The 15,983-nt window shown below is 68.3% G+C and carries 14 protein-coding genes and 2 pseudogenes; 9 read left to right on the plus strand and 7 right to left on the minus strand.

The genetic code is table 11. The features are described from left to right. Positions 1 to 201: 201 nt before the first annotated feature. Positions 202 to 996 (minus strand): annotated as a pseudogene (gene argS / locus DPQ65_RS06010) (arginine--tRNA ligase domain-containing protein); the annotation flags it as partial. 500 nt (positions 997 to 1,496) lie between these two features. On the opposite strand from argS, the gene mbhE reads away from it, so the two are divergent. From mbhE to mnhG, 6 genes are read left to right on the plus strand one after another with little or no spacing between them, the layout of a single operon-like run. Further along, entirely contained in the window at positions 1,497 to 4,328 is a 2,832-nt protein-coding gene (gene mbhE, locus DPQ65_RS06020) for a hydrogen gas-evolving membrane-bound hydrogenase subunit E (RefSeq protein ID WP_114906487.1), read from the plus strand. After that, positions 4,325 to 4,780, plus strand: a complete 456-nt coding sequence (locus tag DPQ65_RS06025; RefSeq protein WP_114906488.1) for a sodium:proton antiporter — start codon at positions 4,325 to 4,327, stop codon at positions 4,778 to 4,780. Before mbhE ends, DPQ65_RS06025 begins: the two co-directional genes overlap by 4 nt. Beyond that, the gene (locus DPQ65_RS06030; RefSeq protein WP_238146714.1) at positions 4,777 to 6,345 is read left to right on the plus strand and encodes a monovalent cation/H+ antiporter subunit D family protein; all 1,569 of its coding nucleotides are present in this window, start codon (positions 4,777 to 4,779) and stop codon (positions 6,343 to 6,345) included. The genes DPQ65_RS06025 and DPQ65_RS06030 overlap by 4 nt, the downstream gene beginning before the upstream one ends. After that, positions 6,342 to 6,722 carry a Na+/H+ antiporter subunit E gene (locus tag DPQ65_RS06035; protein ID WP_114906489.1) on the plus strand — a complete coding sequence of 127 codons (381 nt, stop codon included), beginning with the start codon at positions 6,342 to 6,344 and terminating at the stop codon, positions 6,720 to 6,722. Before DPQ65_RS06030 ends, DPQ65_RS06035 begins: the two co-directional genes overlap by 4 nt. Continuing rightward, the gene (locus DPQ65_RS06040; protein ID WP_114906490.1) at positions 6,719 to 7,048 is read left to right on the plus strand and encodes an MrpF/PhaF family protein; all 330 of its coding nucleotides are present in this window, start codon (positions 6,719 to 6,721) and stop codon (positions 7,046 to 7,048) included. The genes DPQ65_RS06035 and DPQ65_RS06040 overlap by 4 nt, the downstream gene beginning before the upstream one ends. Further along, a complete protein-coding gene (mnhG, locus tag DPQ65_RS06045; RefSeq protein ID WP_202863028.1) occupies positions 7,045 to 7,407 on the plus strand; it encodes a monovalent cation/H(+) antiporter subunit G in 363 nt (120 codons plus the stop codon). Before DPQ65_RS06040 ends, mnhG begins: the two co-directional genes overlap by 4 nt. Before the next feature lie 228 nt (positions 7,408 to 7,635). Here the strand turns inward: mnhG and DPQ65_RS06050 are convergent. Then, positions 7,636 to 7,932: pseudogene (locus DPQ65_RS06050) on the minus strand (ISL3 family transposase); the annotation flags it as partial. 425 nt (positions 7,933 to 8,357) lie between these two features. Here DPQ65_RS06050 and DPQ65_RS06055 point away from each other — a divergent pair. Continuing rightward, positions 8,358 to 9,638, plus strand: coding sequence for an IS256 family transposase (locus DPQ65_RS06055; protein WP_114906491.1), 1,281 nt, complete (start codon positions 8,358 to 8,360; stop codon positions 9,636 to 9,638). A 530-nt stretch (positions 9,639 to 10,168) separates the two neighbouring features. Here DPQ65_RS06055 and DPQ65_RS15535 read toward each other — a convergent pair. From DPQ65_RS15535 to DPQ65_RS06080, 5 genes are all read right to left on the minus strand, one after another. Continuing rightward, on the minus strand, positions 10,169 to 10,483 hold the full coding sequence (locus DPQ65_RS15535) for a hypothetical protein (RefSeq protein ID WP_162802039.1): 315 nt from the start codon (positions 10,481 to 10,483) through the stop codon (positions 10,169 to 10,171). 544 nt (positions 10,484 to 11,027) lie between these two features. Further along, positions 11,028 to 11,321 (minus strand): hypothetical protein, encoded by a 294-nt coding sequence (locus DPQ65_RS06065; RefSeq protein WP_114906493.1) that lies wholly within the window; start codon positions 11,319 to 11,321, stop codon positions 11,028 to 11,030. A 465-nt stretch (positions 11,322 to 11,786) separates the two neighbouring features. After that, positions 11,787 to 13,715, minus strand: coding sequence for an FtsX-like permease family protein (locus tag DPQ65_RS06070; RefSeq protein WP_114906494.1), 1,929 nt, complete (start codon positions 13,713 to 13,715; stop codon positions 11,787 to 11,789). Beyond that, entirely contained in the window at positions 13,712 to 14,389 is a 678-nt protein-coding gene (locus DPQ65_RS06075; RefSeq protein ID WP_114906495.1) for an ABC transporter ATP-binding protein, read from the minus strand. The genes DPQ65_RS06070 and DPQ65_RS06075 overlap by 4 nt, the downstream gene beginning before the upstream one ends. Further along, the gene (locus DPQ65_RS06080) at positions 14,386 to 14,916 is read right to left on the minus strand and encodes a PadR family transcriptional regulator (protein WP_114906496.1); all 531 of its coding nucleotides are present in this window, start codon (positions 14,914 to 14,916) and stop codon (positions 14,386 to 14,388) included. The genes DPQ65_RS06075 and DPQ65_RS06080 overlap by 4 nt, the downstream gene beginning before the upstream one ends. Positions 14,917 to 15,149: 233 nt before the next feature. Here DPQ65_RS06080 and DPQ65_RS06085 point away from each other — a divergent pair, with 233 nt between their 5' ends. Together DPQ65_RS06085 and DPQ65_RS06090 are read left to right on the plus strand one after the other, a co-directional pair. After that, positions 15,150 to 15,356, plus strand: coding sequence for an antitoxin MazE-like protein (locus DPQ65_RS06085; RefSeq protein WP_114906497.1), 207 nt, complete (start codon positions 15,150 to 15,152; stop codon positions 15,354 to 15,356). After that, positions 15,353 to 15,679: a type II toxin-antitoxin system PemK/MazF family toxin gene (locus DPQ65_RS06090; protein WP_022921232.1), complete on the plus strand. Its 327-nt coding sequence runs from the start codon at positions 15,353 to 15,355 to the stop codon at positions 15,677 to 15,679. Before DPQ65_RS06085 ends, DPQ65_RS06090 begins: the two co-directional genes overlap by 4 nt. Positions 15,680 to 15,983: the final 304 nt, after the last annotated feature.

Below are 15,983 nucleotides of genomic sequence, written 5' to 3' on the forward strand. Positions count from 1 at the left end.
CGAGCGGACAAGTCCACTCGAAGGCACGAAGCCAGTCAGGTCAAGGGTCACGCCCGTGGTCACCAGCCACAGCCCATCACCAACAGGCTGCGAAGGGAATCCTCACAGTCAGGTCAGGGCGCGTGAAGGTAGCGTCAGGCAACGTCGAGGTCTTTCGGATGGCTGCGTGTAGGAACCTCCATCTTCGGAAGACCTCGACACCTACCTCCGGACCGACGCGCCAGCGCCCTCTACACCCTCATCTGTGAAGAGCCACATTACCTCAGGTGAGTCGATGCCCAACAGCCCCAGTCCGGTGACGAGGACGTCGAGCGTCAGGGCGCAGAGAGCCAGGCGTGAATCGCTCACTTGCGGGTCTGCGGCCTTGAGGACCGGGCAGTTCTCGTAGAAGGCCGAGAACGCCTGCGCCACCTGGAACAGATGACTGCACAGCCGGTGCGGCTCGAGCGCCGTTCCCACGTGTGCGACGACCTCTCCGAACTCTATGAGCTCAAGGGCAAGCTCGCGCTCAGCCGGCTCGGTGACCACGATCCGGCCTCGTGCCTGTTCAGGACCCATACCGGCGGTGCGGATGATGGAGCGCACCCGTGCGGCGGCATACTGCAGATAAGGGCCCGTGTTTCCGGTGAGCGCGGTCATCCTGTCCAGGTCGAAGACGTATTCGCTGTCGTGCGCGACCGACAGGTCGGCATACTTCACCGCCCCGATGCCGATCTGCGGCGCGATCGCCGCGCGGGTCTCCTCCGGAAGGTCCGGCCGGGCCTCGTCGATGACCGCTCGCGCCGCGCCAACAGCCTCTTCCAGCAGTGCCATCAGCCGTAGCGGAGTGCCGGTGCGTGTGCGCAGGATCTTGCGGTCCTTGCCCAATACGTTGCCGATCTGAACATGGACGACCTCGACCGACTGCGGAAGCCAACCGGCCAGCCGAGCCGTGTCCCACACCATGTTCAGGTGCAGCGCTTGCGGAGCGCCGGTGACGTAGTCGGACCTCACCGCACGCACCCCTCTTGAACCCTTTTGAGGTGGCGTCCTACGCCCCGAACCTCTAGAAGGGCGAGGCAGTGGGCAGCTCGATGAAGGTGGGACACACCTGGTTCGTCCGCGACATGACCGTCGAGGACTGGGTGGCCGTCGGCCTCTTCCTGGGCCCGGAGGCGCGCGAAGCTGTTGATCACGTGGAGCGCCTGCGCACACGGGACTGCCCGAAGCAGTCCATGCAGTGGCTGCGGCCGCACCCGTGCCCTTCGTCGCGGGCGCACGCCGGGCCGCGATCGCCGTCGCTCGGCAGGGCCGTCTCCAGGCTCCACGTCCTATTGCCGTTGCACGGGTTTGACGCAATGCAACCCCACTGCCGTTGTCAGGGGGCAGATGCTAGGCCCCGGAGGGGGGAATATCTGAGAGCGATCCTGTGCTCTTAACCGCAGAGAGTCTAGGACGCTGCGACCCGACGCGCCGCCAGGACGACACCCCACCGGACACGACGGAAGGACGTGCTGATGACGCTGCTCGTGGCCCTTGTGGTCATGACGGGAGCGGTGGCAGTTGCGCGCCCGCTCTCTCGCCGCCTGGGCCGCACCGCCGGCTATCCCATGGCGGTCCTCTTTCTCGTCGCACTGGGCTGGGTGCTCACCGGGGCCCCGGAGGTCCTCGCCGGAGGCGTCGTCACCGGTGAGTGGATGTGGGTCGCCAGTTTCGACATCGCCCTGCGGCTGCACCTGGACGGCTTGAGCCTGCTCTTCTCCGTCCTCGCGCTGGGCGTCGGTGCGCTGATCATGTCCTACTGCGCCCGCTATCTCAGCGAGGAGTATGACCACGGCAGGCTCTACATGCTGCTGAGCCTGTTCGCCACCGCCATGCTGGGCATGGTCCTCTCCTCGGACATCATCACCCTCTTCGTCTTCTTCGAGATCACCACGCTGTGCTCGTTCTTCCTCATCGGCGCACAAGGCCTGCACCAGGCCCGCCCGGCAACCCGCGCCTTCGTGGTGACCGCATCGGGGGGGCTCGCACTGCTGGCTGCGGTGCTGCTGCTGTGGCACGTCACCGGGACCACGGACCTGACCGTCATTCTCGGCGATGCCGGCACGGTCACCGCATCGCCCTACGCTCCCTGGATCGGCGGACTCATCATCTACGCGGCGATGACGAAGTCAGCGCAGTTCCCCTTCCACTTCTGGCTCCCGGACGCGATGGTGGCCCTCACCCCGGTGAGTGCCTACCTGCATGCGGCCACCTTGGTCAAGGCGGGCATCTATGTGCTCATGCGCTTTTCCGAGCCGTTCACCGATTTCTGGTGGTGGACCGCCGTCCTGGTTTCCGTCGGGCTCATCACCACGGTGATCGGCGCGGTCTTCGCGCTGCAGCAGCACGACCTTAAAACACTGCTGGCGTACTCGACGGTGAGCCAGCTGGGCTGGATCGTCGCACTGATCGGTGTGGGCACCCAGGAGGCGCTTGGCGTGGCCGGACTGCACGCCTTCTCGCACGCCCTGTTCAAGGCGACCCTGTTCATGCTGGTCGGCGTCATCGACAAGGAGGCCGGCAGCCGGGACATCCGCGAACTGTCCGGCCTGTACCGGGTGATGCCCTTCACCGCAGTGCTGACCGCGCTCGCCGCCATGTCGATGGCAGGACTTCCACCATTCCTCGGCTTCGTCTCCAAGGAGGAGGGCTACTACGCCTTTCTGCAGCTGCCCGGCTCCTGGGGCTGGGCAGTCGGCGCCCTGGCGGTGGCCTCGGCCGCCGTGACCTTCGCTTACAGCTTCCGCCTGTTGTGGGGTGCTTTCTCCGGCCCCACCCAGCAGCGCAGGCTCTACGACGCAGCCTGGCCCTTCCTGGCTCCCGCCGCCGTGCCCGCGGTGGCAGGACTTCTGCTGGGCCTGCTGGTCGTTGAGCTCAACCCGATCTTCGACCGCTCCGTCCAGGCAACGGTCCTGTCCGAGGACGCCTACGCGGGGCTGTCCCTGCTGCCGACCTCGATCGTTTCCCCGGCACTGTGGATGTCGGTGGCCACCGTCGTGCTCGGCCTGGGCCTCTTCCTGGCCAGGGACCCCGTGGACCGTGCGCTACAACGCCTGGTCTTCCCGGTCACCGGGGTGAAGGTCTACGACGCTGGGTACGCTGGCTTGCTGCGGCTGTGCGACTGGATTGCCCGACCCGCCCGTTCCGGCGCCCTCGCCCCGCACCTGCTCTGGCCCCTGGGAGCGCTGGGCGCCCTGGCTGCCGCCGGCGCTGCGCTGGGCCCGCGCGATGCTGTCGGCCCCCCGGCCTCCCAGCCGCAGGACTGGTTCGTGGTGGGACTGACCGCCCTGGCAGTCCTTGGCCTGTGCCTGACCCGCTCGCGGATCGGCGCCGTCGTCATGCTGGGGATCATCGGCTTCTTCATCGCTGGCTGGTTCCTGCTGCTGGGAGGGGTGGACCTGGCCTTGACCCAGATGTTGGTGGAGATCCTCACCGTCGCGGTGGCCGTGCTGGTTCTGCGCCGGCTGCCGGACCGGTTCTCCCCGGTGCGCGCTGTGCGCCGCTGGAGCGCCTTGGTGCTGGCGGCGGCGCTGGGCCTCGCGGCCGGCAGCGCGACGATGTTCCTGACCGGCCGGCCGCAAGCCTCGCCCGCCGCCCAGTGGTACATCGATGAGACCCAGAACGCCGCTGGGGGCACGAACCTGGTCAACTCGATCCTGGTGGACTTTCGCGGCCTGGACACCTTCGGCGAGATGACGGTGCTGGCCGTGGCGGCTGTCGGGTTGCTGGCACTGCTGCGCGGCGAGGCACCGGCGGACGAGATGGCCCGCACCCTGGATCTGCCGGGGGACAGGACCGTGCTGAACACCGCCCGCACCATCCTGGTGCCGCTCATCGCCGCTGTAGCCCTGTGGCTGCTGTGGCGCGGCCACTACGAGCCGGGAGGTGGGTTCGTCTCCGCGCTGGTCGCCGCCCTGGCGGTGGTGATCGCCCGGCTGCCCCGTTCGGCAGATGCTCCCTCCCGGCTTCGACCGGCCGGACTGCTGGCCGTCGGGCTCATCGTGGCGGTGGCCGCCGGTGCCCTGGGCCTGATACAGGGCTCGTTCCTGAACCCGATCACCGGCAGCATCGAGATGGGAACTTTCTACCAGGGAGTCACGACCTCACTGATCTTCGACCTCGGTGTCTTTTTCGCCGTCCTCGGCCTGGTGGTCGCCGCCCTGGACCGGTTCACCCGCGGGGCGGTGCCCCAGGCCGGAGGCGCAGACCTCGCGGCGGAACCCGCGGCGCAGGCCCCCGTGTCCGCCGCAGGCTCGCCCCGCACCATTCAGAACCCCCGCGCGGACGCAGTAGGAGAGCGACGATGAGCGCCGCGGTCCTGGTCGCCGTCCTCGTGGCGGGAGGCGTATACCTGCTTCTGCAACGCGGGCTCGTCCGTGCGGCTCTGGGCTTTGTCCTGCTGGGGCACGCCGCCAATGTCATCGTCCTGGCCGCCGGGGGGCAGCAGGACCGAGAGCCCGCCTACGTGGGGAACACACTGCCCGAGACCGGCCTGGCAGACCCGCTCGTGCAGGCCTTCGCACTGACCGCGATCGTCATCACCTTCGCGCTGACGGTCTATCTCTTCGCCATGGCCGGCCACGGGGGGGACGACGACGGGGAGTCCTCCGACGCCGAGCCCTCGGACGAACATGAGCACCACGGCACCGTTGTGGACGGGCCACCGTCAGGTGGGCACGCCACCTCAGCAGAACCCATCGGCACCAGCAGCACCGGAGACGTTCCCACCGGCCGCACCACAGGGAGGGAGCACGCATGAACCGGGATGTGCTTTCGACCCTGCTGCCCGCCTTCGTATGGCTGCCCATCTTGGCTGCCGCAATCACCCTGTTGGTCCGGCGCTTCGCGGGCCCTCAGCGCTTCCTCGCCCTGGCGGTCCATGCGCTGGCGCTGGCCGGTGCCCTGGTCAGCCTCAGCACGGTCAGCGACGGGACGGTGATCGCCGAACAGGTCTCCGGCTGGGCCCCCGGGATCTCCATCCCGTTCGTGCTGGACACCTTCGCCGGACTGCTGCTTGGGGTCGCCGCGCTCATGGTGCTGGTCTGCACCCTGTTCGCCGTGGTCACCGGCGACGACGCGGACCCGTACTTCCACCCGCTGGTGCTGGTCCTCTCCGCCGGGGTGTACGGCGCCTTCCTGACCGGCGACCTCTTCAACCTGTTCGTGATGATCGAGGTGGCACTGATCCCGTCCTACGTGCTGCTTACCCGCAGCGGGCAGGCCGCAGCCATGACTGCGGGCAGGATCTACTTCGGGGTGAACCTGCTGGTCTCCGCGGTGCTGCTGGCCGGCGTCGGGCTGGTGTACGGGAGCGCCGGGACCGTGAACCTGGCAGAGCTCGCAGGCGCTGCGACGGAATCCCCTGCCGTGGCGCTCGCCGGTGGGGTGGTGCTGCTGGCCCTGGGCGCCAAGGCCGCCCTGGTCCCGGTGCACACCTGGCTGCCGCGCTCCTATCCCTTCGCCTCGGTGGCGGTGACCGCGCTGCTCTCCGGGCTGCTGACCAAGATCGGCGTCTACGGTGTGTTCCGCGTCTACGGGCTAGTGTACGACGGTACCGGCCTGGAAACGGTGTGGCTCGTGGTGCTGCTGGCCACCATGATGATCGGGGTCCTCGGCGCCCTGGGCGAGTCCGGCATGCGCTCCATCTTGAGTTTCCACATGACCAGCCAGGTCGGGTACATCATGCTGCCGCTGTCTTTCTTCGGCCCGCTGGGCATAGCCGCCGGGATCTTCTACATGGTCCACCACATCATCGTCAAAGCCGCTCTCTTCCTGTCCTGCGGGGCCGTGGAGCACCACGCCGGCACCGGGAAACTGTCCCAGCTCGGCGGCTACGCCCGACGTGAGCCCTGGCTGGGACTCGTTTTCATCCTGGCGGCCCTGTCCCTCGTCGGCATCCCGCCACTGTCCGGGTTCGTCGCCAAGTTGTCACTGATCCACGCCTCCATGGACGCCGGTCACTACCTCGCTGCCGCCATGGCGGTCGTGGTCAGCCTCTTCACCCTGCTGTCCATGCTCAAGATCTGGAACGGGGCCTTCTGGGGCGCCGACCCCGACCCCATCACGGGGCCGGCGTTGACCGCTGCCGTGGCCACTACCCCCGATGCCACCGACCCCGGCGCAGCCCGGTTGCGGCATCAGACCCAGGACGCCCCTACCGCGCTGGATCGTATGCCGCGCCGGCTGATCCTCCCCGGGGCCCTGTTGGCCGCCTGCACGGTCGGCATCGGGCTCGGCGCCGACGTCCTCGTGGACCTGGCCACCACCGCGGCTGAGGGCCTGAGCGACACGACCGCCTACACCGAGGCGGTGGTGCCGCGATGACCAGGAACCTCGCCCGACTGCTGCGGTTGCCCGCCTTCCTCGCCTGGTTCGTGGTGCAGATGGTCCGCGCGAACTGGCAGGTGGCCCTCGACATTCTCACCCCGGGCAGCGCACTGACTCCCGCAACCGTCGCCTACCAAACCGGGTCCCTGACGCCGATGGAGGTCACCGCGCTGAGCAACTTGATCACCCTGACCCCGGGCACCCTGACCATCGATCTGGACGATTCTGGCGGCGGCGACTACCTGCTCTACGTCCTGGGCCTGTACGCCCCCCCAGACCCTGAGGAGTTTCGGGCAGAGCTAAGAGAGCTCGAGGACAGGCTGCTGCACATCACCCGCGCAGCCGATCGTCCCAAGGAGAGAGAGCCCCGATGAGCCCGCAACAGCTCCTCGCCCTCGACATCCTGGGCGCCCCCGCCGGCTGGGTCGCCCTCGGTCTGCTCGTCGCCACCGTCCTGCCAGCGATCCTGCGCACCGCCCGTGGTCCGGAAGAGGCCGACCGTGCGATCGGCGCGGACCACGTCTTCTTCGTCCTCGTCGCCTCCCTCGCCCTGCTTGGTCTGCTCTGGCAGCGGCCCCTGCTACTGGACCTGGTAGTGGTCGTGACTCTGATTGGCTTCATCTCCGCCCTGATCCTGGGCCGCTACCTCGGTCGTAGCCAGCCCCACCATGCAGCTACCCCCGGAGATGACGCCGAATGAGCGCAATCGCGGTGATCGAGACCCTGCAGGCCGCCGGCGGCGTCCTGCTGCTGGCTGCCGGCATCACGCTGTTCGGCGTGGCCGCCGTCGGGCTGATCCGCTTGCCCGATGCGTACACGCGGCTGACCGCCGTCACCAAGTCCGGAACACTTGGACTGGTTTTGGTGCTCCTGGGCGTGCTCGTCATGGACCCCAGCCTGGCCAGTGCGGTCAAACTAGGGTTGGCCATCGTGCTGCAATTGCTCACCGCTCCCATCGGCGGCCTGGCCCTCAGCCGCGGGACCTACCGTTCGGGAGCGCCGCTGCCGGCATCGCTGCAGTACGACGAACTGTCCGAACGTCGCCCGGGGATGGAGTAACGAAGGCTGCTCCCGTACATCCAGGGTTGGGGTACGGGCACGAAAGAGAGCCCTCCCAATTCCCGGGAATGTCGTAGGTCATCTTGTCTGAGTAGTCGACGATGACGAAGTCGAACAGTTGCCGCCATTAATTTCCGGCGGAGACTCCTCGAACAGCGGACGGTCGAATCCGACGAAGGCGGTCCGGCTCGACGCTGTACTTCCGCGGTGCTGGCATGGTGCTCATCATCCTTCCCGGGAGTGGAAACGTACGGTGGTGACCATCTCGTTCGCCAGGCGGACCACGTGCCAGTGGTCCACGCTTATCCGCGCCCACGGCAGGGCCTGGTGGATCGCGGCCCGGAACTCGGCCGACATGTCGATCGCGACGTACTCGATGCGGCGGCGCCACCACCGCGGCCGGGCCAGCAGCCAGGCCTTGACCGTCTTGCCGCGGGGACCGTCGACGACGTCGAGGATAGCGCCGGTGTCCAGGTCGGTGAGGATGACCGACCACGGCTGCACCCGGCGCGCCGACCCGTCCCGGACCAGCTCGTCGGGCATGGCCGGCGGCGACGACACTTTCACCAGCAGCCAGGCCTGACGGCCGAGGGCGTGAGGCAACATGGCGTGCTCGGCCGCGGTCAGGCTGCGGCGGCAACGTCACCTACGGCGTAAGACGGTGCGGGTTCACGGGACCATCACCGGTGCCTCGCGTCCGGCCAGCAAGGTCTTGACCTGGGCGGTGACCGGGCCAGGAGTCAGCAGGGCGCAGGCACCCCGAAGAGTACGGGAACAGCTGAGCCCACCTTGTCGACAGGGTCGCGCACCTCGAAGAACCGCCGGACAGTGGAGCCCATCAGAGTGGTGTACGACGACCACGGTGGTGAGCGTGTCCTGCTGATGTAGGCGCGGTCACCGCGTGTTCCTTCGAGTGAACCTTCCACAGCACTCTCGAACGGAGCATCACGATGACCGCTTCTCCCAGTATCGACCCTGAGGTCTTCCTGCACGAGCAGCTCGCGCAGGCGAGCCCGGACCTGATGCGGCACCTGCTGCAGTCCTTCATCAACACGCTGCTCTCGGGGCAGGCCGACGCGGTCTGCGGCGCCGACTACGGCACCCGCAGCACCGAGCGGACCAACCGGCGTAACGGGTACCGGCACCGCGACCTGGACACGCGTGTGGGCACCCTGGACGTGGCGATCCCCAAGCTGCGCGAGGGGTCCTTCTTCCCCGAGTGGCTGCTCGAGCGTCGTAAGCGGGCCGAGGCCGCGCTGACCACGGTGGTGGCGACCTGCTACCTGCTCGGGGTCTCCACCCGGCGGATGGACAAGCTGGTCACCGCGCTGGGCATCACCGGCCTGTCCAAGTCGCAGGTGTCGGTGATGGCGGCCGAGCTCGACGAGCACGTGGAGTCCTTCCGCACCCGGCCCCTGGACGCCGGCCCGTACACATTCGTGGCCGTCGACGCGCTCGTGCTCAAGGTGCGTGAGGGCGGGCGCGTGGTCAAGGTGTCCGCGCTGGTGGCCACCGGCGTCAACGCCGAGGGCTACCGGGAGATCCTGGGCATCCAGGTCGCCACCGGCGAGACAGGGGCCTCCTGGCTCGCCTTCTTCCGCGACCTCGTCGCCCGCGGCCTCACCACGGCCGGCCCGGTGGGCCTGGTGACCTCCGACGCCCACGCCGGCCTCGTCGAGGCCATCGGTGCCACGCTGCCCGGGACCGCGTGGCAGCGGTGCCGCACGCACTACGCGGCCAACCTCATGGCCGCCACGCCCAAGTCCTCCTGGCCGTGGGTCAAGGCGCTGCTGCACTCGGTGTACGACCAGCCCGACGCGCCAGCGGTCCACGCCCAGTTCGACCGGGTGCTGGACACCCTGGCCGGCAAGCTGCCCGCGGTCGCTGAGCACCTCGAGGACGCCCGCGCGGACATCCTGGCGTTCACCGCCTTCCCCAAGGAGGTGTGGCGTCAGATCTGGTCCAACAACCCCCAGGAGCGGCTCAACCGCGAGATCCGCCGGCGGACCGACGTCGTCGGCATCTTCCCCCACCGTGAGGCCATCATCCGCCTCGTCGGTGCCGTCCTGGGCTGGGGGTACCTCCCGCTTGCGGGGGCGCAGCACGACGCCTGGGCCGAGCAACGCCGCTACATCGGCATCGACGTCCTCACCCGCTGCCGACACTCCCTGGCACCCACCACCACCGGACAGGAGGAAACCGCTGCTACCGTCCCCGCACTGACGGCCTGATCAACCCCACCGAGGGATCACCGTCGTACACCACTCCACCGGACTTGACCAACCGGACCGACCACAGCATCCAGACCTTCACCTCGTGTACCAGCGACCACGACAGCTCGGCCTCGGCCAGCTCGAGTTGCGGCGAGGGCGGCGGTGGCGCGGGCTTAGGAGGTGACGTTGGCGCGTTGGCGGCGCTGACCGGGCGGGCCAGTGGGTCAGGCTGCCGGACCTTCAATGTGGTCAGCCGGGTGTCGATGGCCGGGTCGGGCTGTCCCGGCCAGGACGGCCTCCCACGCCGCCAGCAGCACATCCTCGACAGCGACGCTCACCTGCCCAACTCCTCACGCACACCAGCTGTGTGACCGGGCCGGTCCGTGGACAACTGTGGAGTCAGAAAGATGAGCACCGACGACCCTTCCCTGGCCGATGCCCCGACCGAGGCACCGGAGCGTGGACGGCTCTGCCGCGCTGGACGCGGTGGACTTCGACTGGGACGCCTTCCTGCAGGGCGTTCATCCCACCCGTCGCCCCGTACGCGTCTACGCGCGTGCCGACCTCGTGGCGGGCATGGAGGAGGTCGCGGGCCAGTACCACGACGACATGCTTGCGGTCGAGAAGGAGAAGATCGTCACCGAGGTCACCCCCTCCGCGAGCAGTTCGAGGCGTCGGGTAGGTGGTTCGTCGCTGAGGCTCGGTCCGCAGAGCGCATCGACAAGGTGCGCCGCGGCGGCGCGACCTGTCACGGCATCACCCCCCCACCCGATGACGTCAAGGGTGACGACGCGCTGATCGCCCGAGCCGACTTCGACAAGATTCAGCGAGCCATCGTCGCGGATGCCATCGTAGTGCCCCATCACCGAGGGTGGCCTTGCGGTCCTGGCTGGGCGCGCGCCGACCAAGTACCCGAAGTTGAGCGTTGCGGTAAAGCAGGCAAGCACCCGACTCGCCCAGTGTGCGGAGGTGTCGACGCAGGGTTTCTCGCGAAAGCGGCCCGCGGAACGTGGGTCGAGCAAGCGCTGAGGTCCACTGACAAGGGCTCCTGCCGCAATCGAAATACCTGGGCCTGCCGTGGCCGGAGTGGGGCGAGACGGACGTGGCTGTCGCTGGCGATCGACACACTCAAGGCATCTGAATGTCCCTGCTGCGGGACCCGAAGGACGTGGCCCACGATGAGGACACCGGGCAGGCCGGTGGCCGGCCGAGACGGTCGTGTGCCAGCCTGGTGCCGTCCTGGCGGAGTTTCGGGAGCGTCAGTCGAAGAACGGCCAAGAGCCGCGGGTTTGCTGGCGTGGGCGCGGCTACTACCCGAAGGCCAACAGGCGTCGAGCCCGCCGCGTTCGATCCCGACCGGGCCGCGCGCGAGTACGAACGGCACATGCAGTCGCTCGGGCTGGACGGTTAGGCGCGGTCGAAGAGCAGCGTCTTCGCGAAGCCGTCACTGCTGTTGTTGATCTCGTGGACGAGACGGTATCCGCGCGCCTCTGCCCCTCGCAGGACGGTCTCATAGGACGGCGTCTTCATGTTGACCTTGTAGGTCACCTGCGGGAGTCCGTCGAACGCTCGGTCAAGCAGCGCGGGGGCGTTCTCCTCGGCCTTGCGACCGCTGCGCTCAGTGATCAGCAGGAGGGCGAGCCCGCCGAGCACGAACACGCCGAGGGCGAGCAGTACCAGTACGCCGAGAATGGTAGTCATGCCCCCAAGAGTGCCATGCCTACTCCGCTGATACATGATCTGGAGGTGACACGTGACCCGTGGCCCGTGACTTCAGCTGGTCGAACCGCCAGCCGTAGACCGTGTCGTGCACTGGCGCGCCGGCCTCGTCGAGCATGGGGCTCCTCACGCTCGCGTTCGTCCTACTGGTCCTTGTCGGTAGGGCTCAGGTCGCTAAGGGGGCCAACGCCCACGTGGCCAACGGCAGTGTCTTGCTTGTCTTCGCCACTCTCATTGGGGTCGTGGTGCTGAGCCTCGTCGGGGCTCTCAACTTCTGGTAGTTGTCGCCCCGACAGCGATTCTTCGTTGCTCGGCAGACGCGCGGATCTGCCGCCGGTCGCGCGGGCGGCCGTGCCGATGTGCGCGCGTGGGGATCCGCGAGCCTGCTATTCCGAAGGGCCTACCTGAGCAGGGGTGCATGGACTCTGGAACTTCGGTGGTGGGTGTTCAGGCGGCGCGGATGAGTTCGGGGCGGATTCTTGGGTTGGCGGCGAGCGATGTGGCCCAGGCGACGAGGAGGCTGCCGAATCCTGCGGCTGCGATCATCGGCCACATGAAGTCGGGGGCGATGCTCAGGCGCTCGTCCTCGCCGACGAGCAGCAGGTAGCTGTCGCCCGCGAGCCAGCCGAGCCCGAGCGCCAGGCCGGCGCCGAGCAGGATCGGCACGGCAACCTCGAGCCAGTGGCTCAACGTGAGGGTGCGGGCTGGGACACCGAGCAGTTGGAGCCGCACCACTTCGCGGCGACGCTCGAGGGCACGGTCCAGCGCACCGACCGCGCAGCTGGTCAGGCCGAGGACGAGGACGAGCGCGCCGACCAGACGGACCGTGTCGATCGTCCGCTGGATCCGATCCATCTCGCCCATGTCCCAGAAGCTCGACACCTGCAGGTCGGCTGCCCTCATCGCCTCCACGAGGTCGCGGCGGGGGTCGGAGGTCACGTGGACCTCGGCATACCCGCCGGCTGCCAACCCCTCCTGCACGCCGGGGAGTCCCGCGGGGACGAGGATGGGTCCGTTGAGCCGGTCTGAGGCGTCGACCGGCAGTTGGACCACGTCGGCGCGGGCGAGCGGCACCTGGGCCAGCGGCGACCCGGAGGGAGACCCGTCGGCGTCCTCATGGCGCAGGCTGATCGTCAGCGCGTCCGGCTGCCCGGGCATGTCGTAGGGCTGACCGATCCAGGCTGCTCGGTCGTCGCGGCAGCCGGTGGTGCCGGGCGCCAGCTGCTGCACCGCCTCACAGGAGGCGACGTTGACCTGGAGGAAGTCGCACAGCGGCGAGCTGCTGTCGCAAGAGGCAGCCATAACGTGCGTGATCACTGTGTCCCGGACCCCGGGCACCGTCCTGGCCCTGGCAGCGATCTCCTCTGCGGTAGAACCGGCTGGGACGTGCAGTGTTGTGCTGGCCTCTACGGTCGCGTGGTGGCGGGGTATGGCGTATTGGGGCACGTCCTGGAGTGTCACGACGACCCCTTGGGCGCCGGTGGCGAGGAACAGCGCGACCAGCAGGGCTGACAACACCCGGGTTTGGGCCCCGGGCTGGGCCTGAAGTCGGCGTCCGGCGACGACGCTGACCGGCCCGCCTCGATGCACCAGCCAGGCGGCCAGGTAGCGCACCACCACGGGCAGGACCAGGATGATGCCCAGGGCCAGCACGGCGATCCCACCGAGGACGAGTTCGTTCCGCATGCCGGGCTGCAGGTCGCTAGGCCTCGGGCTGCGTCGGGCCATGATCAGCATGCCCGCCCCGGCGAGCAGGGGCACGATCCGCCACCAGCCGGGCCGCGTTCCGCCAGCTCCTCGCGCAGTAGTGAGCGCCCGTCGCCCCCGCGTGCTGGTGGACGTGGCTATGCCGGCCACGAGGACGGGTACCACGAGCAGGGAGATGAGCACTTCGAGCCCGTCCGGACCGAGGTCGGTCAGCTGATATCGCCGCCCACCGATCCCGGAGACCGCCAGGAGAGGCCGACCCAGCCACGTAAGGAGCAGGCCGGCAAGCCACCCGGCGAGGGCGAGAACACCACTCTCTCCTAGGTTGACCAGCCTGGTCTGTCCGGGGGTGAGACCGAGCAGGCGCAGCCTGCTGTTGCGCTGCTCGCGTAGGGCGGCACTGAGCCTGGCCACGGTGGCGACTAGCACTACGACAGGAAGGAGGATGGCCAGCACGGCACCAGCCAGCCACCACGGTCCGGCGCCGTCGTTAGAAATGAGGCCCGGGGGTGCCAGTCGGACGGCGCGGCCGATCATGAGCACGGCCAGGGTTAGTACCGTGCCTAGTGCAGCCGCTCCGACCAGGGCGGCCGCACGTAGGCGTGCGTGCTCCGACGTGCGCAGCGCCAGGCGCCACCCCAGGGCGAAGGCTTCCTGCGGCCGGCTCACCGGGTCCCCGCGGTGGTGAGTACTCGACCGTCAGTGATCGTCACGTGCCGATCCAAGTATGCCGCCACCCGGTGGTCATGGGTCACGACCAACAAGGTGGAGCCCAGGTCGTGCGAGGTCTCAACCAGCGCGGCCATGACGGCGTCGGCCGCGACCGTGTCAAGCGACCCGGTCGGCTCGTCTGCCAGCACCAATTGGGGGCGAGGGGCAAGGGCCCTGGCCACCGCGCCCCGCTGAGCCTGACCGCCGGAGACCTCACCGGCCCGACGCCCCGCGACCTCGGCCACGCCCAGACGGTCGAGCATCTCCGCGGCCTCGGTCCGGGCCTCCTGCCGTGAGCGTCCGAGCAGCTGCAGGGGCAGCATGACGTTCTCCTCCAGGGTCAGCTCGGAGACCAACTCACCCAACTGGAAGATTAGGCCGAGGTGCTCCAGCCGGAAGCGTGCCCGCGCCGACTCCCCCATCGAGGCCACGTCGGTGCCCAGCACCTGCAGCGTCCCCGCATCCGGAACTAAGATCCCGGCCGCGCAGTGGAGCAGTGTCGACTTCCCCGAACCTGACGGCCCCATCAGAGCAACGCTCTCCCCAAGCCCGATCTCCAGGTCGACCCCCCGTAGCGCTGGAGTCTGTCCGTAGGCAAGCTCCAGGCCACGGGCCCCTACCGCCGCGCTCACGCTCCACCACCTAGCACCGCACGGGCAGCATCCAGCCGCTGGCCGGACTCCTCGATCCAGCGTAAGTCGGCGTCCAGGTGAGCCAGTTCGTAGGTCAGGGCCAACACCCGGGCAGCGTCAGCATCAGTCAGTTGGGCAGTCAGCTCACGCATCCGCGCCAGGTGGCTGTGCCGTTGCGACTCCAGGACCGCCACCGCGTTCCTGCCCGACATGAGCGCGACAGACACCCGCGCGAACAGCGTCGAGGTCGAGAAGACCCCGGGGGCCTGGGGCTCTCGCACCCACTCGTCGACAACCCCGACCCCGTCGGCCGTGATCCGGTAACGCTTCCGGTCCGGACCAGCACCGGTCTCTATGTCGAGCACCTCGGCCCAGCCTTGCCGCTCGAATCGCCCCAACGAGGAGTAGACCTGACCGAAGGCCACCGGCTTCTCGTACCCGAAACGCTCGTCGTAGTCGTGCTTGAGGGTGTAGCCGTAGGCCGGACCCTGCTCCAGGAGCCCAAGGAGGGCGTGTGAGGCGCTCATGAGACTGGACTATACACACGCTATATACCTGAGGTGCATAGTGACGCGTGCGGTGGATCAGACCCCGAACCGTGAGGCAAGGCATTCGCCATCCCGTCACCTGGCACCCCTGTGGAAAACGCACTGTCATGCCGCTGGTCGCTCGGCGGTTGCGCTGGGGACCCGAGTCTTCGGGCGTGGTTGGGGCCATGAACCCCTTCCGCCGGACCTTCGTTACATGTAACGTGGTGGGTATGACGGTAAAGCATCGAGTCAGCGAGTACCGGCGCAGGATGCGCGCACGCGGCCTTCGACCTGTGCAGATCTGGGTGCCGGACGTGCGTAGCGAGCACTTTGCACTGGAAGCGGAACGTCAGGCGGCCCTGGTCGCCAGGGCGGACGAGCAGTCCGATGACCAGGAGTTCGTCGAAGCCGTCACCTCCCCCTGGGACGAGGAGTGAGGCGCGGCGAGCTGTGGACCGTCGCCGGGGGTGTCTACGCCTCCAAGCCGAGGCCCGCGCTGATCGTGCAGGACGACCTCTTCGAGGGCACTGCCTCGGTGACCGTGGCGCCCCTGACGACGACCCTGGTCGACGCCCCTCTGCTTCGCGTACGCGTCGCCGCCGATGATCTCACCGGTCTTCAGCACGACAGCCAGGTCATGATCGACAAGGTCACCACAGTCCGCCGCGAGAACGTCGGTACGCGCGTTGGCCGCCTGGCGCCTGAGAGTCTCGTGGAGGTCGAGCGCGCCCTGATGGCTTTCCTCGGCCTGGCTAGGTAGCTGAGGAGCGAGACCACTGCGGACGTCCGCATTTGCCGCGTTGCATGCCGCCCGCTCACTTACGGATGCAAGGTCGACGCATGGCCACTGCGAATGATTGCTTTGGGACGCTTCGGTGTCGAGGAGTTGCTGGACGTCAAGGACCAAGGAGTCAACCTGTCGCCGGTGGCCGGCGTTCGTCGGCACTGGGTTGAGTCAGCGTTCGTGTCCGGTTTCGGGCTGAGGATCAAGCAACATCTGTACGGTCTTCGTGACACCTGTAGGAGGGTGCGCGATGAGCACGAACGAGTCCTCGGTGCCGAGG

The sequence above is a fragment of the Ornithinimicrobium murale genome (assembly GCF_003352835.1).
Lineage (GTDB): Bacteria > Actinomycetota > Actinomycetes > Actinomycetales > Dermatophilaceae > Ornithinicoccus > Ornithinicoccus muralis.

What these genes read in the sequence shown, in the direction of transcription:
- mbhE (WP_114906487.1), top strand. Translation starts at nt 1,497, where the DNA reads ATGACGCTGCTCGTGGCCCTTGTGGTCATGACGGGAGCGGTGGCAGTT.
- DPQ65_RS06025 (WP_114906488.1), top strand. Translation starts at nt 4,325, where the DNA reads ATGAGCGCCGCGGTCCTGGTCGCCGTCCTCGTGGCGGGAGGCGTATAC.
- DPQ65_RS06030 (WP_238146714.1), top strand. Translation starts at nt 4,777, where the DNA reads ATGAACCGGGATGTGCTTTCGACCCTGCTGCCCGCCTTCGTATGGCTG.
- DPQ65_RS06035 (WP_114906489.1), top strand. Translation starts at nt 6,342, where the DNA reads ATGACCAGGAACCTCGCCCGACTGCTGCGGTTGCCCGCCTTCCTCGCC.
- DPQ65_RS06040 (WP_114906490.1), top strand. Translation starts at nt 6,719, where the DNA reads ATGAGCCCGCAACAGCTCCTCGCCCTCGACATCCTGGGCGCCCCCGCC.
- mnhG (WP_202863028.1), top strand. Translation starts at nt 7,045, where the DNA reads ATGAGCGCAATCGCGGTGATCGAGACCCTGCAGGCCGCCGGCGGCGTC.
- DPQ65_RS06055 (WP_114906491.1), top strand. Translation starts at nt 8,358, where the DNA reads ATGACCGCTTCTCCCAGTATCGACCCTGAGGTCTTCCTGCACGAGCAG.
- DPQ65_RS15535 (WP_162802039.1), bottom strand. Translation starts at nt 10,483, where the DNA reads ATGGGGCACTACGATGGCATCCGCGACGATGGCTCGCTGAATCTTGTC.
- DPQ65_RS06065 (WP_114906493.1), bottom strand. Translation starts at nt 11,321, where the DNA reads ATGACTACCATTCTCGGCGTACTGGTACTGCTCGCCCTCGGCGTGTTC.
- DPQ65_RS06080 (WP_114906496.1), bottom strand. Translation starts at nt 14,916, where the DNA reads ATGAGCGCCTCACACGCCCTCCTTGGGCTCCTGGAGCAGGGTCCGGCC.
- DPQ65_RS06085 (WP_114906497.1), top strand. Translation starts at nt 15,150, where the DNA reads ATGACGGTAAAGCATCGAGTCAGCGAGTACCGGCGCAGGATGCGCGCA.